Source organism: Shewanella septentrionalis (genome assembly GCF_025370265.1).
GTDB lineage: Bacteria > Pseudomonadota > Gammaproteobacteria > Enterobacterales > Shewanellaceae > Shewanella > Shewanella hafniensis.
In genome coordinates, this window is record NZ_JAMTCC010000009.1 from 12,611 (window position 1) to 30,171 (window position 17,561).

16 protein-coding genes are annotated in these 17,561 nt (G+C 47.0%); 9 read left to right on the forward strand and 7 right to left on the reverse strand.

Annotation, left to right across the window (positions count from 1 at the left end):
• Positions 1–174: 174 nt before the first annotated feature.
• Both NE536_RS06655 and NE536_RS06660 read left to right on the forward strand, forming a co-directional pair.
• A complete protein-coding gene (locus NE536_RS06655) occupies positions 175–1,164 on the forward strand; it encodes a 2-hydroxyacid dehydrogenase (RefSeq protein WP_259483104.1) in 990 nt (329 codons plus the stop codon).
• Positions 1,165–1,233: 69 nt separating this feature from the next.
• The gene (locus NE536_RS06660) at positions 1,234–1,971 is read left to right on the forward strand and encodes a dienelactone hydrolase family protein (RefSeq protein WP_261272205.1); all 738 of its coding nucleotides are present in this window, start codon (positions 1,234–1,236) and stop codon (positions 1,969–1,971) included.
• A 218-nt stretch (positions 1,972–2,189) separates the two neighbouring features.
• Here NE536_RS06660 and NE536_RS06665 read toward each other — a convergent pair whose 3' ends face one another.
• On the reverse strand, positions 2,190–2,594 hold the full coding sequence (locus tag NE536_RS06665) for a DUF1801 domain-containing protein (RefSeq protein ID WP_261272206.1): 405 nt from the start codon (positions 2,592–2,594) through the stop codon (positions 2,190–2,192).
• 241 nt (positions 2,595–2,835) lie between these two features.
• On the opposite strand from NE536_RS06665, the gene NE536_RS06670 reads away from it, so the two are divergent.
• The 3 genes from NE536_RS06670 to NE536_RS06680 all read left to right on the forward strand — a co-directional run bounded on the left by NE536_RS06670 (position 2,836) and on the right by NE536_RS06680 (position 7,129).
• Entirely contained in the window at positions 2,836–5,550 is a 2,715-nt protein-coding gene (locus tag NE536_RS06670) for a TonB-dependent receptor (protein ID WP_261272207.1), read from the forward strand.
• A gap of 140 nt (positions 5,551–5,690) precedes the next feature.
• Positions 5,691–6,356 carry a peptidase gene (locus tag NE536_RS06675; protein WP_342455074.1) on the forward strand — a complete coding sequence of 222 codons (666 nt, stop codon included), beginning with the start codon at positions 5,691–5,693 and terminating at the stop codon, positions 6,354–6,356.
• Entirely contained in the window at positions 6,353–7,129 is a 777-nt protein-coding gene (locus NE536_RS06680) for a PepSY domain-containing protein (RefSeq protein WP_261272209.1), read from the forward strand. Before NE536_RS06675 ends, NE536_RS06680 begins: the two co-directional genes overlap by 4 nt.
• A gap of 113 nt (positions 7,130–7,242) precedes the next feature.
• Here NE536_RS06680 and NE536_RS06685 read toward each other — a convergent pair whose 3' ends face one another.
• Both NE536_RS06685 and NE536_RS06690 read right to left on the reverse strand, forming a co-directional pair.
• Positions 7,243–7,791: a DUF3332 domain-containing protein gene (locus NE536_RS06685; RefSeq protein ID WP_261272210.1), complete on the reverse strand. Its 549-nt coding sequence runs from the start codon at positions 7,789–7,791 to the stop codon at positions 7,243–7,245.
• Positions 7,792–8,025: 234 nt separating this feature from the next.
• A complete protein-coding gene (locus tag NE536_RS06690; protein WP_106651494.1) occupies positions 8,026–8,571 on the reverse strand; it encodes a mechanosensitive ion channel family protein in 546 nt (181 codons plus the stop codon).
• Between the two features lie 106 nt (positions 8,572–8,677).
• Between NE536_RS06690 and NE536_RS06695 the strand changes: the two genes are divergently transcribed.
• The 4 genes from NE536_RS06695 to ahpF all read left to right on the forward strand — a co-directional run bounded on the left by NE536_RS06695 (position 8,678) and on the right by ahpF (position 13,944).
• Positions 8,678–9,421 (forward strand): spermidine synthase, encoded by a 744-nt coding sequence (locus NE536_RS06695; protein ID WP_107950309.1) that lies wholly within the window; start codon positions 8,678–8,680, stop codon positions 9,419–9,421.
• 89 nt (positions 9,422–9,510) lie between these two features.
• Positions 9,511–11,043, forward strand: a complete 1,533-nt coding sequence (locus tag NE536_RS06700) for a leucyl aminopeptidase (RefSeq protein ID WP_261272211.1) — start codon at positions 9,511–9,513, stop codon at positions 11,041–11,043.
• Positions 11,044–11,639: 596 nt separating this feature from the next.
• On the forward strand, positions 11,640–12,209 hold the full coding sequence (gene ahpC, locus NE536_RS06705) for an alkyl hydroperoxide reductase subunit C (protein WP_063884140.1): 570 nt from the start codon (positions 11,640–11,642) through the stop codon (positions 12,207–12,209).
• 163 nt (positions 12,210–12,372) lie between these two features.
• Positions 12,373–13,944 (forward strand): alkyl hydroperoxide reductase subunit F, encoded by a 1,572-nt coding sequence (gene ahpF, locus NE536_RS06710; RefSeq protein WP_261272212.1) that lies wholly within the window; start codon positions 12,373–12,375, stop codon positions 13,942–13,944.
• Positions 13,945–14,206: 262 nt separating this feature from the next.
• On the opposite strand, the gene NE536_RS06715 is transcribed toward ahpF, so the two are convergent.
• The 4 genes from NE536_RS06715 to dsbC all read right to left on the reverse strand — a co-directional run bounded on the left by NE536_RS06715 (position 14,207) and on the right by dsbC (position 17,552).
• A complete protein-coding gene (locus NE536_RS06715; protein ID WP_261272213.1) occupies positions 14,207–14,449 on the reverse strand; it encodes a DUF4287 domain-containing protein in 243 nt (80 codons plus the stop codon).
• A gap of 52 nt (positions 14,450–14,501) precedes the next feature.
• A complete protein-coding gene (locus NE536_RS06720) occupies positions 14,502–14,924 on the reverse strand; it encodes a GNAT family N-acetyltransferase (RefSeq protein WP_261272214.1) in 423 nt (140 codons plus the stop codon).
• Positions 14,925–15,007: 83 nt separating this feature from the next.
• Entirely contained in the window at positions 15,008–16,732 is a 1,725-nt protein-coding gene (gene recJ, locus NE536_RS06725; RefSeq protein WP_261272215.1) for a single-stranded-DNA-specific exonuclease RecJ, read from the reverse strand.
• A 94-nt stretch (positions 16,733–16,826) separates the two neighbouring features.
• The gene (gene dsbC, locus NE536_RS06730) at positions 16,827–17,552 is read right to left on the reverse strand and encodes a bifunctional protein-disulfide isomerase/oxidoreductase DsbC (RefSeq protein ID WP_006080352.1); all 726 of its coding nucleotides are present in this window, start codon (positions 17,550–17,552) and stop codon (positions 16,827–16,829) included.
• Positions 17,553–17,561: the final 9 nt, after the last annotated feature.

Consider the following 17,561-nt stretch of genomic DNA (forward strand, 5'->3'; position numbering starts at 1 on the left):
CTAGTCAATCCATAAGCGAGCCATCAGGGCTCGCTTTTTTTATCAAGCGTTTTAGCTAATTGATGACAAAGCTCACTCTTTTAATAGTCAATTTTCTAAGGCTAAGGACAAAAAGCCCTAACTCACTTACACTCTTTGGCTGATAACTACATCACAATCCGTTAGGTGACTGAAATGAGAATTGGATTCTTTAGCGCAAAACATTACGACATGCAGCATTTTAACCGCACAAATGCCGCGTTTGGTGCACAAATTGAGTATTTCGATTATCGCCTCTGCATGCAAACGGTGAAACTTGCTGAAGGGTTTGAAATCGTCTGCGCCTTCGTTAACGATTCACTCTGCGAAGAAGTCCTCGTTGAACTCGCCAATGGCGGTACGAAAATCATCGCCATGCGCTGCGCAGGTTTTAACAATGTCGACTTAGTCGCCGCTAAACGCTTAGGCATGCAAGTCGTTAACGTACCAGCTTATTCTCCTGAATCCGTGGCCGAACATACAGTCGCACTGATGTTGACACTGAATCGAAAAATCCACAAAGCTTACCAACGCACCCGCGATGCCAATTTCTCCCTCGAAGGTTTAGTCGGTTTTAACATGTTCGGCAAAACCGTCGGCGTGATTGGTACAGGTAAAATCGGCGTAGCCACCATTAAAGTCTTGCTCGGTTTTGGCTGTAAAGTCATCGCCTACGATCCCTTTATCAATCCAGCGGTTGTTGCGCTAGATGTTGAATATCAAGATCTCGATGCGATTTATGCCAACAGCGATATCATCAGTTTGCATTGCCCGCTCACGGCCGATAACCGCCATTTGCTCAACCAAGCCAGCTTCGCCAAGATGAAACCCGGCGTCATGGTGATCAACACCAGTCGCGGTGGCTTACTCAATGCCTTCGATGCGATGGAAGCCTTAAAACTCGGCCAAATCGGTTCACTCGGTCTCGATGTGTATGAAAACGAGAAGGGCTTATTCTTTGAAGATAAATCGAATGAGATCATTCAAGACGATGTATTCCGTCGATTATCTGCCTGCCATAACGTGATCTTTACTGGCCACCAAGCCTTCCTCACTGAAGAAGCCTTAGGCGCCATCGCCCAAACAACCTTGAACAACGTAAAAGCGTTATGTGCAGGGGAACTCTCAGGTAACGAATTGTTTTAACTGACAGATAAAATCCTGACTGCTACAGTGAGGCTTCAACGTTTGAAGCCTCACAGAGAGAACCTCAATATGCTAGTCACTCAGGAAACTCAGGATATCTACACGCCTTCAGGGCTAATGCGCACTTATATCTACCGCCCAGAAGCACAGGGGCAATTCCCAAGCATCATCTTTTATTCCGAAATTTTTCAGCAAACGGCACCTATTGCACGCGCTGCAACAATTCTTGCTGGCCACGGTTTTGTGGTATTTGTGCCGGAAGTATTCCATGAACTCAATCCTTTAGGCACAGTGCTCGCCTACGATGAACCGGGTAAAGACAAAGGCAACGCCGATAAGTTTGCTAAACCTTTAGAACACCACGACAGCGACACCCAAGCATTAGTCGACTTTGCCCATCAACAAGCTTACTGCAATGGCAAAGTGGGCAGTATGGGCGTGTGTATCGGCGGCCACTTGGCCTACCGCGCCGCACTCAACCCCGCTATTTTAGGTGCATTTTGCCTCTATCCAACCGACATTCACTCCAACACCCTGCCCTGCGCCTACGGCAATGACTCTCTGAGCCGCAGCGGTGATATTCAAGGGGAATTAGTGTTAGTGTTCGGCAAGCAAGATCCCCATGTATCAGCTGAAGGTCGAGTGTTAATCCACCAGCAATTAATGGCGCTGAACCGTAATTTCACTTGGCTTGAAGTTAACGCCCAACACGCCTTTATGCGTGATGAAGGCGAACGCTACGATCCCGCACTCGCACTGCAAATGTACCTGCAAGCGGTAGCGTTTTTTCACAGGGTGCTGCGATAATTAGCTTTGAAACGGCTTACCACAAAAAGTCAGCAATCTTTAATTACATCGTTAAACCTTTATTGTATCGCTCAAATAGTGTGGCGGGTTGTCCAAAAAGACTTAACTCGCCGCACTATTTACGTTTAATAAACCACTAAAACACGCTCACTGAAACAAGCTATAACCTTAACAAACATTATGGCTTTAGTGATTCATCATCTTTTTATTTAATGAAACTAAGCACCTAGTAAAGGTAGATGTTTGATACTTTTGTATTTCAACGATAATTCAATACATTGGGAAATCGCGGATTCTGGCAAGGGATCATGGATACTTAACACTATGGCTCGATTCCCTTCAAACTGCAGCGCATGGGAATGTAGCTCTCGAAATGTATCAACCAGCTTGGTTTTACAATTAAAGAATAGGTAGTATTGTTCGGGATATTTTGGCTTCCAGTCAAATCTTACTGTACTGCCATTTTTAACTGAATAACTCGGCTCGCCCCATTTTAAACTCTCTTCCACCGCGCCTAAATCCTGCGCTGCGGCAATTGTAAAAATCAAGGTTCGGATCCGTAATAGCAAGGGTGTTATATGCTCAGGATAGCGTTCAAACTTGTTCTGCACTTGCGCTTGCATGCTCTTATCCTCCCATTTACACCATGCCGAATCATCATATCTGTAAAACAAAAAAACACGCTGCGGGCCCACATGGGTGAATGACAAACTCTTAGTGGGTGGCGATTATATCAGCACTTTATTATAAACCGCGCATTAGGGGTGTGACACAGTGTCGCAGGTCGTTGAGTTTTTATTGAGATACCCGCTTAATCCTTTATAAAACATACCATTATTTAAACAGACCTTTCATAGGCTTATTATGACCCGCTCAGCAGTAATGACTTCAATGGCGATATCCCTAGCCAGCATGGCCACGTTTTCAGGGATAGCAGCCGAAGCCGAAACTGAAGCAATGTTTCCAGCATCTGCAATTAAACCTCAAGTATCGACTCCCACTACCATCGAAAGAATTGCCATTACAGGGAGTCGAATTCAAAGGGAAGAGATGGCCTCCACCGCGCCTATGACCGTTTTTACCGCGCAAGATATCGAGAAAACCGGTGCCACCTCAGTTGAGATATTACTGCAAAGAATGACAGCCTCTGCGGGGTTTGCGGGTAATCAAACGAATGCCTATTGGACTGAAGGTGGCTATGGTTCAACCCAAGTTAACCTGCGCGGATTAGGGGTGAATCGCACACTCGTACTGCTCAATGGTCGACGTATGCTGAACAGTGGCACTGGGGCAAACTCCTCAGTTGATCTTAATACTATTCCCATTAGCGTGGTTGAACGAATCGAGGTATTAAAAGATGGTGCATCCGCCATTTATGGTGCCGACGCGGTTGCAGGCGTGGTCAATATTATCACTCGGCAACAAATCGATGGAGTTGAGTTTCAAGCGCGAACGGGCATAACCGAGCAAAACGATGGTGAACAGTACAAGCTCGACCTTGCCCTCGGTCATATCGGTGAGCGTGGCAGTGGATATATGGCGATGAGTTACGATAAAACCCAAGCCGTCGATATGCTGAGTCGCGCACCTTGTCCGCTTGAGGAAGTGAATGGTGAGCTAGTGTGTGGCGGTAGCTCGGCGCTGCCGGGAGGCAGAGGCCATTTCATTGATACCAATGGTAATCCAATCGGCGATCCGATAATGCTATTACCAACAGGAAGCACCCCTTACACAAGCAGCCATAAAGACAATACTTATCAGTATTTTAATGCGGTTCAACCTAACGAGCGAGTCAATCTTTTTGCCTACGGCGAATATGACTTAACGGCAAGCAGCCAAGTGTTTGCTGAAGCTATGTACACTCACCGTAGCTCACAATTACCCGCTACCCCGCAATCGGTGTCTGGAATAGTCATTCCTGCTTGGCATGAGTCAAACCCGACCGATGCAGACTTTCTACTCCAGAGTCGTAGACTGGCAGAAGCGCCCCGACAATTTAATATTCAAGCGGATACTTGGCGCTTAGTGACAGGTTTTAGAGGGGATTTAGATAACGGTTGGCAATGGGATGCCGCAGTTAACTTCGGCAGTAACCGTGGTTCCTATGAAGTGACCAATGTCATTAATAAGGCTCGTCTTGCCGAGGCGACTGACTATAGCAGTTGTCATTTTGATCCCAATGTCCCTTGCGCAGACTTTTGGGGAGCTGGCTCACTCACACCTGAAATGCTGGACTATTTCCTGTTTAACATGCGTGATAGCGGCGGTAATGAGCAGTTTAGTCTCACGACAAATATCACAGGCGCTCTATGGCAGTTACCCGCGGGCATGATGAGTTTTGCTGCAGGACTAGAGCACAGAAACGAGAAAGGATGGAATGATCCCGACCCACTTAAAATCAGTGGTGAAGCAAACACAGCCCAGCAAGATCCGATTGATGGTCGTTACACTGCCGACGAAATCTATCTTGAAGCCTTGTTACCTATTTTAAGCGACCAGCCATTTGCTAAGTCGGTCGAATTAACAGCGGCGTTGCGATATTCCTATTTTGATACCTTCGGTGGCGATACCAATTATAAAATGGGACTGCTGTGGGTCGTCAATGACGCAGTGACTCTGCGGGCCACGCGATCTACGGCATTCAGAGTACCGAATATTCCTGAGTTGTTTGGCGGCATAGATCAAGGCTCCATGAATACCACAGATCCTTGTAGCGAGTGGGTTAAGCTCGACCCTAGCTCGAATCGATACGCTAATTGTATGGCATCAAACGTGCCAACGAATTATAAGCAAGAAGGCACAACATTAACCGACCGTGGTGGCAATGCTAAACTTGAACCAGAAGAAGCCAATACCTTTACAGCCGGTATTGTTTGGGATCTGGAATTTATTGAAGGGCTCAATATCACGCTCGATTACTACAAGATAGAGATTAATAACGCCATTAACTCAGTCAATGGTTCGAGCAAATTAGCCGCCTGTTACGACAGTAAAGGGATGACACATCCTTTCTGTAGCGACGAGCACTTTGTGCGAGACGCGATGACAGGCAACATCACCTATTTACAAACACAACTGGGCAACGCCGCTAACGAAGTGGTTTCGGGTGTTGATATGGCGATGTTTTACCAGAAAGAAATGGGCAGCGTTGTGACTAATACGACTTGGGAGCTGAGCTATTTAGATCAATACGATCTGCAAACCTATGCCGGCGCCCCCGTTGAATCTCGAGCTGGCACCATTGGTTATGATGGTAGCTATACCAAATGGCGCTCAAACCTCTATTTTGATGTCACTAATGACAATTGGCGCTTTAGCTACAACATTCAGTATATTGGCGCGGCAGATGATCAATATGCCAATGCCGGAGAGATAGGGGACTCAGTTGATGCGATCACTTACCATAACGCACAGGTTCATTATCAAATGGACAACAATATTGCGTTCACAGCAGGTATCGATAATCTGTTCGACAAGCAAGCGCCATATCATCAAAGCTATACCGACGGTAATACCAACACTATGACGTACGACCTAATGGGACGTCGTTACTATGTCGGGATGAAATGGGCTCTGTAGTGCTTTGGTCTTAAGGGGGCAAGCCCCCCCTTAAGCAAGCTGGCTAAATTAGTTCACAAAATAAAAGGTGAGTCATCAACTTGAAGCGGGTTCACACACTTAAACGAGTCTCATCGGCGCACTTTCTGCACAGATGGTTGATGCTATTACTGGTACTGCCGATTGGGATCTGGTCAGTCACCGGCAGCTATTTCGTCTTAATGGATCTTGGGTTTATCCGTGGAAATCATATTAAAATGCAAGACTCACGGCATATCGATCCCAGCCAGATCCATTACCCAATGGCAGCGGTTTATAAACGTTTCCCCAAGGCTCAAGCAATCACGTTAACCTCAGTCACTGATACCCTCTATTACCGGATTAAACTGAACGATAAGTCCATTCTCGTGAACGCAGATTCGGGTGAGTTATTGCCTTCAATAACGGAGAAACAAGCCCGAATAATCGCTTCAAACTATCAGCATCATGACTCTTTACCCATCGAGGCTAAGCTTGTTAGTGCAACCCTGCTCACCGATATCGCCCCTGCAGAATTAGCGCCGCGATACTTGCCAGTTTGGAGAATGGATTTTAACGATAGCGCTGCTACAAGCCTTTACCTATCAGCGACAACGGGAGAGTTAGTCACGCGTAGACATGACTATTGGCGTTTGTTCGATCTCTTTTGGAAATGGCACATTATGGATTACGACGAAGGTGAAGCCATCGACAATCTTCTGCTGCTGAGTACGGCTCTAGTCTCTATTGTGGCTGTGTTAGCTGGCTTCATTTTATTTTGGCAGCGCAGAAGGAGGTATCTGAGATGATGCCGAATCTTAAACTTAAGCCTAAGCCTCAAAGTAAACGCTTCAAACGCTGGGTCAAAATCGCTCACTATTGGCTCGGTGCCATAGTTAGCATTCAACTGCTACTTTGGCTGGTTACTGGGGTCTATTTCAATTTGACGCCCCATTATGAACTCAAAGGAATGGAGTACCAACAGAGTCATCATCCTGAGCCGCAAAGGCAAGCGTTTGATCCTCAAAAGCTTGTGGATATCGCCCCCTTACTGGCGAAGCACACTCAAGTAGAAAGCCTGTCATTAGTGGCGCTTGCGGGTAAGCCCGTTTATGTACTCGATGCAAAGGTGCAGCGCTATGCACACCAGTGCCAACAGCAAACCTTGATTGATGCTTATACAGGCAATGCCTTACTTATTGATAAACAAAGCGCGCAAAAACTAGCGCTTGAAAGTTACACCGGCCCAGGCAAGATTACCCAAGTTAAGCAAATCTCAGCCCCCATTAGCGAATGGCCAACCCAGTGCAATTCACTGTGGCAAATAGCTATGGATGATGAGCTGTCGACGCGGATTTACATCAATGCGGTTAACGGTGAATTAGTTGGCCATAAAAATGACCACACAGATATCGCCGACTTGATGTTTAAATTGCACTTTATGGATTACCTCAATCAAGGCAGCTTCAACAACCCCTTTAGCTGGCTGTTTGGCATACTGACCTTGTTGCTATCCCTATCGGGCCTGTATTGGATTGTTGAGAATCTTGCACTCAAGCGCTATCGAATTAGTATTGGTTAAATGGCTAAATACGGTCTTACATCGGCCTATGGAGAATAAAGCCCCTATTGAGGGGCTGGAATAAATTCGCTAATTTTGATACCCAATAACAAATTGGGCTTCAGCTAATCGCCTTATGCTGCAGGGTTTACCTCAGCATCCAGCAAGCGACTTTCGCTATAGGCAACTAATTCTTGATTGCTAACACGGGTAATAAAAATATTATCAAGAAAAAAATCTACATCATCACCGGATTTACGGCCCGCTAATAACTGAGTGCTGCCGTCTTCATAGGCTAAGGTCATAGCGACGGTTTGTTCATCAGGATAGGTAATTTGTGCCTGTGTGAGTTTTACAGGGGCTGACTTTAGCTCATCACTTACATGGGGGTTAAGCTTGAAAATAGCATCGACGGGCATATCTACCACAGCAGGAGATTTATCGGTAATGGGATTTTTACCCGTCCAAAACTCGATAGTATTCACGATAAACAAATCGCCTGTAGCCGCAATGCCATAAATCGGGCTCAATAGAATAAACAGCCCAGCACGACCATAACGGTTATCCACTGCACTTAAATTTCCCTTAGTCACCATTTGGCTTAAACCCATTTGCCCCATACAGGCCGTTAATTGAGTCGTTAACACCGCCGCGATAGTCACAGCTAGAAGTTTAGATTTCATTGAATTCTCCCTTAAAAACAAAAGGGCGAAGTCTAAGCAGAGTGAATAACTAAACCGTGCGTTCAAGCACAGTATGAGGTAAAAAAACAGCGTGGCATGTAATAACCCCCCCCTGTATTTGTTAGTAAACACTCAGTAAGCAAGCAAACATAATGAGAAGATAATAGGATTAAGAGCCCCGGCAATCACTCACAACAGTTTGATAATCAATGTAGCACTGCGCAGCTAGCCAAACTACTCAGGATCAAACTTCTTCTTGCCTTCGAGTAACGCCTGACGTTCGGCTAAGGGCGTTTGATCGGCCAGCTTTAACACTGCCTTTTGCAGCATTAAGTTATTGGGATAAGTAATGGTATCGCCGTTATCACGGTGGATTAGCACATGGAATAACGCGATTTCAATAATCACGCCGCTAATATCTTCATCCTTATCCACGACTCGAATGCGCTCGCCGATACGGTAAGGAAACACGAAAAAGATCAGCACGCCTGCAGTTAAGTTACTCAATATCGACCACTGAGCCACTAATGCTACGCCCATCACAGCGAAGGCGGATGACACAAATAGCGACACATCCTGATAGCCCAGCCCGAGCGAGACCGCCATCAATGACAGAGTAATAAAAAACATCACATAAGAGATAAAACGAGTGACTAAACTGGTCCGCGCCACACTCACTTGCTTCATTTGCGCCAGTTTTCTCACCCAATGGGTTAAGGCGCGCTGTAAAAAGATAAACACTGCAAGATAAATACAGGCAAGCAGGATTTGATTTGTCATAATAGCGGCCCAATTAACTAAAACTGTCTGAATTCTAACTTTTTTGCGCGAGCAGTTATAGCCTGTGCAAGCGAGCCAAGCAGCGAAACCGAGTAATAAACCCAATATGGCCGATTCTACCCTCTTACATGAAACCCAAGACGCACTAGGCCCAATCCGCGTAATCGATTACGACGACTCACGGATCCTGTCCTTTGGGGACAACGACGAGCAGAGTAAAATCCTCAAGGCGGCACCCCATATTCCCCAGCACACTTATGTGCAAGCCATGTTGTTGGTTTTACTGTTTTGTAAGCCAAAGAGCGCCATAGTCTTAGGCTTAGGTGGCGGCTCGATTATTCACTCTCTACGTAATTTCGACGCGGCAATAAAGTTAACGGCAGTGGAATTACGCCCCGCGGTGATTGAGTTAGCTAAGCGCTATTTTCAGCTGCCGATAGGTAAAAAGCTCAATCTTATCAATGATGATGCCATCGCCTTTTTGGCCGCAGGCGATCATAAAAAAGTCGATGTAATTTTTGCCGATATCTACACAGCCAAAGGTGTTGAAACCGGGCAGCTTTCACCAGTATTCCTTGAGCAATGCACTAACCTTATCAAACCCAATGGGTATTTAGTGCTGAACTGCTGGAAAGAACATAGCCAAAATCGCGAGTTGTTGGCTGACTTACAACAGCACTTTGCCCATGTGAATGCTTGCCTCACTGGTGGCGGTAATTGGGTGATATTTGCCAGCCAATCGCCACAACTTTTAGGCACCTCAGCCCTGAAAAGTCAGGCTCAAACTTTGTCGCAACAATTGGATTTTGCCCTTGAGCGATCACTGACACGCTTTGGGCCTTGGATTTAATATTAATATCAGCAAAATAGCTTAAATTAGTTAACCCTAAGGCTGAGCTTTGATATTCTTCTCACACTCCCATGATATGAGCTGTCACCATGAAAAATAAGCACAAATTTATGTTAAGCGTTATGGCTCTGGCGTGCCTTAACTCTCTCAATGCTAACGCCGAGATTTTTAGTTTTGACACTCGTAGCTCACTGAATTCAGATACATTAATGCTATTCCAAAGCGCTGATGCTACTACCTATGGGATCGACTATTTACCTCAGTCGACCCAAGACCAATTAAACCTAGCGACGGCAGATAACAGCTTTTCTGGTAAGCAAGGTGAAATCCTTGAGATTTTAGTACCGAGCGAAATCGATGCTAAGCGAGTTTTATTGGTCGGTATTGGCGATGCTAAAACTTTAACACCCGGCGACATTAATACAATCGGCGGTAATGTTGCAGCCAAACTCGATACGGTTCCCCAAGCCACAGTGCGTGTGCTTACCCAAGGTTTAACTACCGCGCCGTTATTTGCCTCAGAGCTGGCCCACGGTATTGAACTGCGCAGCTATCGTTACACTCAGTTCAAGGCGAATACCCGCACCGAGAAGAACTACCAAATCGCCGTTGATGATTTAAGTGGCAACCAGAAACATCATAAAAATCTGCAAGCGGTTGAAGCAGGTGTGTTTTTAGCACGCGATCTCACCAACGCGCCCGCGGGCATTATGTATCCCGACAGCTTTGCCAATGAGGCGAGAAAACTCAAATCCCTCGGCGTTAAAGTCACAGTATTAGAAGCCAAAGATATTGAACGCCTACAACTGGGCGCCTTAGCAGCAGTCGGTAAAGGCAGCGAACGCCCACCTAAATTAGTGGTGGCCCATTGGCCGGGCAGCAAAGACGCGCCAATCGCACTGGTCGGTAAAGGTATCACCTTCGACTCAGGCGGTTACAACATTAAGGCGACGGGTACTTCAATCGCGCGAATGAAGTCAGATATGGCGGGCGCAGCCACTGTGCTTGGCACAGTTAAAGCCATGGCACTGCAAAAGGCGCCAATCAACCTAGTGGCGATTATGCCGATGGCGGAGAACATGGTCTCTGGCCACGCGATGATCCCTGGGGACGTGATTAAAACAGCCCAAGGGCTCACCGTTGAAGTGCTTAATACAGATGCCGAAGGTCGCTTAGTGCTGGCCGATGGCCTCTGGTACGCCAGAGAAAACTATAAGCCTTCTATTATTGTCGATGTCGCGACCTTAACGGGTTCTAAAGTTGGCGCACTCGGCAGCGTATATGCGGGATTGTTTACCGACTCTGAGACCTTGGTTCAGCAGTTAACCTATGCGGGACAACAGGTTGGCGAGAAAGTGTGGCGTCTACCCTTAGATCAAGCCTACGATGATGAGCTTAAGTCTACGATCGCGGATCTGAAAAACACCGGTAAAGAAGGCAGCGCAGGCGCTTCCTCTGCGGCCATGTTCCTAAAACGCTTTGCAGGCGAACAGCCTTGGGCGCATCTCGATATCGCGGGTAATGCCTTAACCGCCACCGATACCGCCGTTGTGCCTGCGGGCGCCACAGGTTACGGCGTGCGCTTGCTCAGCACTTGGTTAACTCAACCTAAAGCTAAGTAACCTGAGCTCGGGATAAGCAGAGCCGCTGAATAGGCATCTTTTCGGGCCTCTCTGCGTTGCTCTGTCTAACCATAGCTCGCTATGGCGTACGACAGAGCGCCTTGATATGCGCAAAAATCTGCGCATTCAGTCAAGAAATAGATTTTTCGTTTCAAACTAATCATTTATAGCATTGATTTAGTTTTGTTAAATTTAGATTTTTCGACACTCGTTATCCCGAGTTCAGGTTAAGTAATCACAGCTCACTTGCCGAACACCTTGGCATTCGCAACGCGGCCTTGTTTTAATTGAATTTATATTTAAGGGATATCACTGATATCCCTTTTTTATGCCCGAAATTTAGCTCAATCCATTCACTGAAAAGTCATCGAATACAATCCAGATCCAACCCCAATCACACCAAGCCCGCAGCTGCTGTGGAAAAACCGATTGAGTCCGACCTAATTGCACCAGCATTCGATTAAACCGATTAGGATAATAGTTTTTATCCGTTATCTTAATTTTATGCGAGTCGGTAATATGCTTCACATCGACAGGACGCAAGCAAATGTCCTCGTTATGAACTTAAGCAATCATCAACTAAATGGAAGCATAAAATGACTCAATCAATTATCAACAGCACAATCAAACCATTCAAAGCCACTGCCTATCACAATGGTGAGTTCGTTCCTGTAACGGAACAAGACCTGTTAGGTAAATGGTCAGTTGTATTCTTCTACCCAGCAGATTTTACCTTTGTTTGCCCAACTGAATTAGGCGACATGGCTGATCATTATGAAAAACTGCAAGGCATGGGTGTTGAAGTTTACTCAGTATCAACTGACACTCACTTCACTCACAAAGCGTGGCATGACACGTCAGACACCATCAAGAAGATCAACTTCCCAATGCTGGCTGACCCAACAGGTACTATCAGCCGTAACTTTGGCGTGATGATTGAAGAAGACGGTTTAGCACTGCGTGGTACTTTCGTGATTAACCCAGAAGGCCAAATCAAGGTCAGCGAAGTTCACGATTTAGGCATCGGCCGTAGCGCTCAAGAGCTAGTTCGTAAAATTCAAGCAGCTCAATATGTTGCGACTCACGATGGTGAAGTTTGCCCAGCTAAATGGCAACCAGGTGACGACACATTAGCACCGTCTTTAGACCTAGTTGGCAAAATCTAATTTAGCCTGCAAAGCGTCAACCCCGCCAGTCTAGCGTCCCAAGCTGATTGGCGTTACAACCAACACAGTTGTAGCGCCACGCAGCAAAGGATTAAGCCAGCCCCTGCAAGGGCCTAGACTGGCCCCCTTACCTCTCCCTTTTACGCGATTTTGGAGTCATCACATGTTAGATGCGAATTTAAAAAATCAACTGCAAACCTATCTGCAAAACCTCAAGAGACCAGTTGAACTTGTCGTGTCTGCAGATGAGAGCAAAAAGTCTCAAGAATTAAAAAGCTTAGCGCAAGACATTGTCAGCCTATCTTCTCTAGTGAGCCTGAAAGAAACTCAGGGCGAACGCACCCCGGCGATGACAGTGATTAACCCAGAGCTTAATACGCAAATCAGCTTTGCGGGCCTGCCTATGGGTCACGAATTTACCTCACTTGTGTTGGCTTTACTGCACACGGGTGGACACCCAATCAAACTCAGCGATGACATTATCGAGCAGATCCGCAATCTGCCGGGCAAATATGCCTTTGAAACCTATGTCTCACTGACCTGCCAAAACTGCCCAGACGTAGTACAGGCACTGAACATGATGGCGGCGATTAACCCGAATATTACCAACGTGATGATCGACGGCGCCCTGTTCCAAGACGAAGTGGCGAGCCGTAACATTATGGCCGTGCCTTCTGTTTACTTAAATGGCGAAGTGTTTGCTGCTGGCCGTATCAGCATTGGCGAGATTTTAAATAAGTTGGATACCAATGCCGCAAGCCGCAAGGCCGATGAAATTAATGAAAAAGCCCCATTCGAAGTTTTAGTAGTGGGTGGCGGCCCAGCCGGCGCAGCGGCCGCTATTTATGCGGCACGTAAAGGCCTTCGCACTGGTATTGTTGCCGACAAGTTTGGCGGACAAGTCGCTGAAACCGTTGGTATCGAGAACTTTATTTCGGTCAAAGCGACCGAAGGTCCAAAGCTAGTGGCAAACCTTGAAGCCCATGTACGAGACTACGAAGTCGACATCATGGACAACCAAAAGGCAGTGTCGTTATCAACAGATGGCTTGTTCGAGCTTGAACTGGCAAGCGGCGCTAAATTACGAAGCCGTACCGTATTGTTAGCCACAGGTGCCCGCTGGCGTGAAATGAACGTCCCCGGCGAGAAAGAATACCGCGGCAAAGGTGTTGCTTACTGCCCACATTGCGATGGTCCGTTATTTAAGGGCAAACGTGTTGCAGTGATCGGCGGCGGTAATTCAGGTATCGAAGCGGCTATCGATCTTGCCAACATAGTAGAACATGTCACTGTGCTGGAATTTGATAAAACCCTGCGCGCCGACGATGTATTGCAACGTAAAGCGGCGTCTATGGGTAACATTAAAATCATTACCCAGGCCATGACCACTGAAGTGACTGGCGATGGTACTCGGGTTAATGGCCTGAACTACACAGACAGAGCCACTGGCGAGAGTCACCATGTCGCACTGGCAGGTATCTTTGTGCAAATTGGGCTAGTACCGAATGCGGAATGGTTGAAGGGCACTATCGATTTAACCCCAAGGGGCGAGATCGTAGTCGATGAGCGCGGCCAAACCTCAGTCCCAGGTATTTTTGCCGCAGGTGATGTCACTAACTCACCGTTCAAGCAAATTATCATTGCCATGGGCAGCGGTGCAAATGCCTCACTGGGTGCATTTGATTACCTCATTCGTCACAGCGATGAAGAAATTAGCGATACCAAAGCAGCATAATAGTGCAACATTAACCGCATAAACTAAGAAGCCAGCGCAAGCTGGCTTCTTGTTTTTAAGAGAATTTGTTTCGAGTCTTGTGAGTTTATCGAACGCTTTAAACTATGGTACAAACAGGCAAATCCCATGGTTGAAAGCAACAAGATTAAGCAAAGTAGCCGTACCCAAGGCACTTGCCCCTCAAGTAACCCATTCAAAAAAGCGGAGGAAACAGAAAAACTGGCAAGATAGGCATATTGTAATTGTGTCAAGCTAAGTACCGCTATCGACTTTTTTCGTTAATAAAATATGCCACCAGCGCATTGGCATGCCCATGACCGAATTGATGCTCACCCTTAAGCCAAGCCACCATTTCCATATGTTTTTTACCTTCAAGACCTTGCAAAAGCGTTAGCCAGTGGGCGATCGGCTGACCATAGGTTTTCTCGATAGAAGGGAAATAAGATGCGGGGCCTTTCACTTTTATGCTATCGGCTACTGTCGTTGGGTGAGTTTTTCCTGTCATAACAGATGTCCTTATCTTGATATTTATAGAATTTACGTCAATAAAATCTAGCCTAAAGGTAGGGATTCTCTAACCGAATTTGCATTAAGGTTTCAGGCGTATCGACAGCGTTAAAACCAAACTGGGTGTAGAGTCCATGGGCATCGCGGGTGGCGAGCATTATTCGTCTTAATCCTTGCAGTTCGGGATGTTCCATAATTGCTGCCATCATCAACTTACTTAAGCCTAAACCACGGTGCGACTCAAGTACAAACACATCGGCAAGGTAGGCAAAGGTGGCTTTATCTGTGATTAAGCGGCCAAAGGCTACTTGTTTAGCTTCACTATCAAGCACAGCAAAACAGAGGCTATTGGCTAACGCTTTACGCAGCAATGCCTTTGGCATGCCCTGCGCCCAATAACTGTTACTGATAAAACCATGAATAACCTCAAAATCCATTTCTGCTTGATCACAACTCACACTATATGTCGGCATGACTCAACTCCCTTTTATCACCAATTAAGTGCAGCATTTGGCATTCAATATCTAGGCTATAACCACGTTATTCATTACAGCAACTACATAGCTTCAATCTGCTCGACCATGAGTTGCAGCGAGAAATTACCGCGATACTCATTCACATCGAGCTTATAGACGATACGGGCATGGTTAATCGTTGCATCGGGCCAAGTGTGTAAATCCACATTAAAGGCGATGGCATCGAGCATCACAGTGCCGCACTGGGTTTCAAGCACGAGTTTAAGGTGGCGCTCACCGACTATCCGCTGCTGGATAACCTTAAAATAGCCATCGAACAACGGCTCCTCGAAGGCTTGCCCCCAAGGCCCGGCATTACGCAGTAACTGGGCCATCTCAAGATTCAGTTCTGTGGGAGTGAGTTCACCATCGGACCACAGCTCGCCGGTTAGCAGTTCAGGTTTGAGTAGTTCACGCACGCCGTCATCGTAGGCTTTAGCAAAGGTCGCAAAACTGCCCGCTTTGAGTGACAAGCCCGCCGCCATCGCATGGCCGCCAAATTTGATAATCAGTCCCGGATGGCGCGTGTTGACTAGCTCGAGTAGGTCGCGCATATGTAAGCCTTTGATCGAACGCGCCGAGCCTTTGATTTCGTTATTACCCGCGTCGGCAAAGGCGATCACGGGTCTGTGGTATTTGTCTTTAATGCGCGAGGCCAAAATCCCGATAACGCCTTGGTGCCAATCTTCTTGAAATAGCGCGATACCCCAAGGTAACTCGTCTTCGTTGAGCTTTAAGTGCTCAAGGCTTTTTAAGGCTTCCTGCTGCATGCCGACTTCAAGCTCACGGCGCTCTTGGTTTAACCCATCGAGCTCGGCCGCCATACGCCGCGCGTACATCATGTCTTCACAGAGTAAGGTTTCGACGCCGAGCGCCATTTCATCCAGCCGGCCTGCGGCATTAAGCCTTGGGCCCACGGCAAAACCAAAATCAGATGCAACAATACGCGCCGGATTTCGCTTCGCCACTTCAAGCAGCGCAGTAATGCCCACACGGCAGCGGCCCGCTCGCACGCGCTGCAAACCCGCTTCGACTAAAATGCGATTATTGGCATCTAGCGATACCACATCGGCGACTGTGCCGAGGGCAACGATATCGAGCAGCGTCCCTAAATTGGGCTCAGCAATACCGCGCGTTTGATACCAGTTTCGCGTTCGCAGTTCAGCCCTTAATGCTGTCATCAAATAAAAGGCGACACCGACACCGGCAATCGATTTACTCGCAAAGGGGCAATCGGGTTGATTCGGATTCACTATCGCATCGGCAGCAGGTAACTCATGGCCGGGTAAATGATGGTCGGTAATCACCACTTGCATACCAAAGGCTTTGGCCGCAGCAACGCCATCAATCGATGAAATACCATTATCGACAGTGATCAGCATTTCAGCCTGTTTAGAGGCCGCAACCGCAACAATTTCAGGGCTTAAGCCGTAGCCGTAATCGAAGCGATTGGGGATCAAATAATCCACTTTAACTGCGCCCATCATCCGTAGCGCCAGCATGCATACGCTGGTTGAGGTCGCGCCATCGGCATCAAAATCACCGACGATCAAAATCGACTTATTCGCCTGCATGGCATCGGCAATAAGCGCCGCAGCTTCGGGTAAGCCTTTCATGGTTTCAGGTCTTAATAGACCCTTAAGGACAAGTTCGCATTCGTGGCTGAGCGCACCGCGGCGAGCGTAAAGCTGCTTCAATAGCGGCGAAAGATAAGCAGGTAAATGGCTATCATCAACGGTTGGGCGACGGACTATCTTATGGATCAAGGGACTCAAACTCTCATGAAATCGTGGCGATAAGATAACAAAAAGGTGAGCCTTAAGCTCACCTTTAGTGGGATAAATTTCACTATTTTGACTGTTACTGACGCGCTTCTAAGGTGCGTAATAAGTCCGCAGGGGGTTGATAACCTGGGATCATATTGCCATCTTCTAACACGATTGCAGGCGTACCATTCACACCAAAGGTGGTGCCTAAAGCATATTGCTCGGCAATTTTAGCATCGCATGTTGCTGCGGCAACTTTGCTGCCCGCTTTAGCGTCTGTCATAGCTTTTAATGGATCTTTAGCACACCAGATGGCTTGCATTTCGTCGGCATTGGCTGACGGCACGCCCGCACGTGGGAAGGCTAAGTAACGCACGGTAATGCCAAGCTTGTTGTAATCGGCCATTTGGCTGTGCAATTTACGGCAATAACCACAGCTGACGTCGGTAAATACAGTGACCACGTGTTTTTCATTTTTGGCTTTGTAAACCAACATATGGTCTTCAAGCGGCTTCATCATTTCTAAACGTGGGCCAGCTAATGCCGCTTCCGTTAAGTTTTTCATGCCTTTATCTAGGTCATACAAACTGCCGTGGAACAGTTTTGAACCATCACGACTAATATAGAGCACGCCGCGGTTGGTCATGGCTTGATACAAACCCTCAATCGGCGAATCCTGCATAGAAATGACTTCAACATCCAACATCTCAGTCAGTTTTTGCTTAATAGCAGCGGTATCTGGCGAGGTCGCTGTTGCGGCGTGAGCAAGAGGAGCTACAACAAGGGCAAAAATTAAAGATAATGCTCGGGTTAACTTCATGGGACATCC

Bases quoted from the DNA above. Each gene is read 5' to 3' on its own strand.
- NE536_RS06670 (WP_261272207.1), top strand. From the start codon at position 2,836: ATGACCCGCTCAGCAGTAATGACTTCAATGGCGATATCCCTAGCCAGC.
- NE536_RS06675 (WP_342455074.1), top strand. From the start codon at position 5,691: ATGCTATTACTGGTACTGCCGATTGGGATCTGGTCAGTCACCGGCAGC.
- NE536_RS06690 (WP_106651494.1), bottom strand. From the start codon at position 8,571: ATGACAAATCAAATCCTGCTTGCCTGTATTTATCTTGCAGTGTTTATC.
- dsbC (WP_006080352.1), bottom strand. From the start codon at position 17,552: ATGAAGTTAACCCGAGCATTATCTTTAATTTTTGCCCTTGTTGTAGCT.
- NE536_RS06685 (WP_261272210.1), bottom strand. From the start codon at position 7,791: ATGAAATCTAAACTTCTAGCTGTGACTATCGCGGCGGTGTTAACGACT.
- ahpF (WP_261272212.1), top strand. From the start codon at position 12,373: ATGTTAGATGCGAATTTAAAAAATCAACTGCAAACCTATCTGCAAAAC.
- NE536_RS06700 (WP_261272211.1), top strand. From the start codon at position 9,511: ATGAAAAATAAGCACAAATTTATGTTAAGCGTTATGGCTCTGGCGTGC.
- NE536_RS06665 (WP_261272206.1), bottom strand. From the start codon at position 2,594: ATGCAAGCGCAAGTGCAGAACAAGTTTGAACGCTATCCTGAGCATATA.
- NE536_RS06660 (WP_261272205.1), top strand. From the start codon at position 1,234: ATGCTAGTCACTCAGGAAACTCAGGATATCTACACGCCTTCAGGGCTA.
- NE536_RS06720 (WP_261272214.1), bottom strand. From the start codon at position 14,924: ATGCCGACATATAGTGTGAGTTGTGATCAAGCAGAAATGGATTTTGAG.
- NE536_RS06680 (WP_261272209.1), top strand. From the start codon at position 6,353: ATGATGCCGAATCTTAAACTTAAGCCTAAGCCTCAAAGTAAACGCTTC.
- NE536_RS06695 (WP_107950309.1), top strand. From the start codon at position 8,678: ATGGCCGATTCTACCCTCTTACATGAAACCCAAGACGCACTAGGCCCA.
- NE536_RS06715 (WP_261272213.1), bottom strand. From the start codon at position 14,449: ATGACAGGAAAAACTCACCCAACGACAGTAGCCGATAGCATAAAAGTG.
- ahpC (WP_063884140.1), top strand. From the start codon at position 11,640: ATGACTCAATCAATTATCAACAGCACAATCAAACCATTCAAAGCCACT.
- NE536_RS06655 (WP_259483104.1), top strand. From the start codon at position 175: ATGAGAATTGGATTCTTTAGCGCAAAACATTACGACATGCAGCATTTT.